The organism is Xenorhabdus sp. PB61.4 (genome assembly GCF_963894935.1).
GTDB lineage: Bacteria > Pseudomonadota > Gammaproteobacteria > Enterobacterales > Enterobacteriaceae > Xenorhabdus > Xenorhabdus stockiae.
Map to the genome: position 1 here is coordinate 1 of NZ_CAWQJR010000095.1, position 2,853 is coordinate 2,853.

Consider the following 2,853-nt stretch of genomic DNA (forward strand, 5'->3'; position numbering starts at 1 on the left):
AGTTTATTTTTTCCCTGAAAAAGCAAGAAAAAAGTCATACACAATAAGGACATTTATTGGTGAGTGCAAAATTGATCTTATTTTTTATATTGAGAGTTTTTAGAGGTTACCTACAGTATTGCCGACGCCGCCAGAGCCATGAATGTCAGTCAGTCCGCCATGGGGCGATGGGTTCATCAGTTAAAGTAAGAACGGCAGGGAAAATCTCCGAATGCTTTGCCCATCACGCCGGAGCACATTGAAATCCGCGACCTGAAAAAGAAACTCCAACGCCTTGAAATGGAAAATAAAGTTTTAAAAAAGGCTTCAGCACTCTTGATGTCGGATTACCTGAACAATTCTCGCTAATCGAGCAATTCAGAGTGCATTATCCCGTGGCTTTCCTTTGCCAACTGTTTGGCGTTTATCGCAGTAGTTATCAAGCCTGGCAAAAACGGGGGAAGCCGCCTGCTCCTGAGCGAGTCAAATTAAAGAGTCTGGTGCGTGAAACCTTTAACGAGAGCCACGGCTCAGCCGGGGCACGGACAATTGCGACGAGGGTCACCACCAAAGGTAGGCCATTGGGCCGATGGCTGGCGGGAAAATTAATGGCTGAACTGGGGCTGGTCAGTCGCCAGCAGCCGACACATCGCTATTCCCGTAAGGAACAAGAGCATGTTGATATTCCTAACCATCTTGACCGTCAGTTTGCGGTCACCGCACCCAATCAGGGTGTGGTGTGGGGATGTGACGTATATCTGGACCGGTAAACGTTGGGCTTATCTGGCGGTCGTCATCGACCTTTTTGCCCGTAAACCCCTCGGTTGGGCGATGTCTTTCTCGCCGGACTCTGAACTGACGAAGACAGCGTTAGCAAAGGCCTTTGAATCCAGAGGAAGGCCGCAAGGGCTCCTGTTTCACAGTGATAGTAAGAATACCCTTGTCAGATTCTATAGATAGAAGGCTTTTCAATCTATTCTTCTGATGTATGGCGTTTTTTCTGTTTCCTGACCCACACAGTGATCGACCCTCTAGTGTCCTCCCCTGGATCTGTCGGTAACAGGAAAAATTCCATGAGAGGCTTCTCCTCGCTGATATGCGTGACTCAAGAAGGGCCTGACGGCTTGTCTCTTTACTGTCCTGTCCGGGGAAACTATTTGTATCTGCTGACTGAGAATTCATCCCATGGCTAAAATGCAGCAAAACTTATCAGCAGGCGTCATCGGTGGTGTTGATACACATAAAGACCTACACGTTGCGGCAGTCGTTGATCACAATAACTGTGTTGTAGGGAACGAATTTTTTCCAGCAACCCGGCAAGGATACCGCCAGATGTTATCTTGGATGAAATCATTTGGGCCATTAATCAGGGTGGGAATTGAATGTACAGGATATTACGGCGCGGGTTTATTGCGATATCTCCAGGCTGCGGGGATTGAAGTCCTGGAGGTCACAGCCCCGACAGAATGGAACACCGGAAACGGGGAAAAAGCGATACGATTGATGCTGAATGTGCCGCTCATGCGGCATTTTCACTCATCCGGACAGTCACGCCTAAAACACGAAGTGGCATGATTGAGTCTCTTCGAACCCTGAAGGTATGCCGAAAAACGGCCGTGGCAGCACGACGCATAGCGCTACAAATGCTCCAAATAACAATCGTCTCTGCCCCCGAAGAATTACGGGATCAACTCAGAAAACTCACCCGGATGCAGCTTATCCGCACACTGGCCGCATCAAAATCGGATATGACCCGCTATCGTCATATTGAGGGGGCTTACTGTATTGCGTTGAAATCACAGGCCCGACGCTACCTGGAATTACAGGATGAGATTGGTGAGCTGGACGTCATGATAGCGGCTATCGTTGATGACCTTGCACCGGAACTGCTCAAATGCAAAGCAGTGGGGTATGAATATGCCTCCCAACTGCTCATCACGGCGGGAGACAATCCAGAGCGTCTACACTCAGAATCCGGTTTTGCTGCGTTATGCGGAGTGAGTCCGGTACCGGTATCCTCAGGAAAAAATCAGCGTCACTGACTCAATCGTGGTGGCGATCGTGCAAGCAAATAGTGCGCTTCACATCATAGCGATTGGTCGGTTACGTACAGATACCCAAACGCAGGAATATGTTGCCAAGTGGATCGGGGAAGGTCATTCAAAACTTGAGGCAATACGTTGCTTAAAACGCTATATATCAAGGGAGGTCTTTACTCTATTGCGTAACCGCAATCGTCAGATCAATAGCATACAAATAATGACTTGTCACTTAGAAGGGCATCCAAGGTAGTCACTATACCAGCAAAGCGTTCAGACGATTATTGCAGCGTTATGGTATTAAACAAAGCCTGAGCCGGCGGGGAAATTGCTGGGATAACAGCCCGATGGAACGTTTTTTCCGGAGCTTAAAAAGTGAATGGGTTCCTTTGGCGGGATATGCAAATTTTAGAGAAGCTTACCATTCTATTATCCAATACATAACCGGTTATTACAGCCAGCTTCGTCCTCACTGGTATAACAATGGGTTAACGCCCAATGAGTCAGAACAATTATTTTGGCAAAACGCTAAGCCAGTGACCAATTTTTGTTGACCATAACACCCACAGGCTGTTTGTATGGTGATAAGGGATATTTATCCCAGGCTTTATGCGATGAGTTAGAAGCGGAAGGCGTCACATTAATCACCAATGTCCGGAGTAACATGAAAGCCAAAGACTTATCTCTCTGGGATAGGTTGATGTTAAGACGGCGATTTTTGATAGAAAGTGTGCCGCAGGCATACAAACTAGCAGCATAGGGAATGCAGCAGTATGTAGCATAAGCTCAGGAAGAGATGGTGGTCGGCCCACCGAAGTCCGCTGTCGGGAGCTGG

The 2,853-nt window shown here is 47.8% G+C and carries 4 pseudogenes; all 4 read left to right on the top strand.

Going from position 1 to position 2,853, the window contains the following annotated elements:
• Nucleotides 1–111: 111 nt before the first annotated feature.
• Nucleotides 112–906: pseudogene (locus AACX68_RS05960) on the top strand (IS3 family transposase); the annotation flags it as partial.
• A gap of 267 nt (nucleotides 907–1,173) precedes the next feature.
• A pseudogene (locus tag AACX68_RS05965) lies at nucleotides 1,174–2,271 on the top strand (IS110 family transposase).
• Nucleotides 2,264–2,572, top strand: a pseudogene (locus AACX68_RS05970) (integrase core domain-containing protein); the annotation flags it as partial. The pseudogenes AACX68_RS05965 and AACX68_RS05970, both read left to right, overlap by 8 nt.
• An 11-nt stretch (nucleotides 2,573–2,583) precedes the next feature.
• A pseudogene (locus AACX68_RS05975) lies at nucleotides 2,584–2,766 on the top strand (transposase); the annotation flags it as partial.
• Between the last annotated feature and the right edge of the window lie 87 nt (nucleotides 2,767–2,853).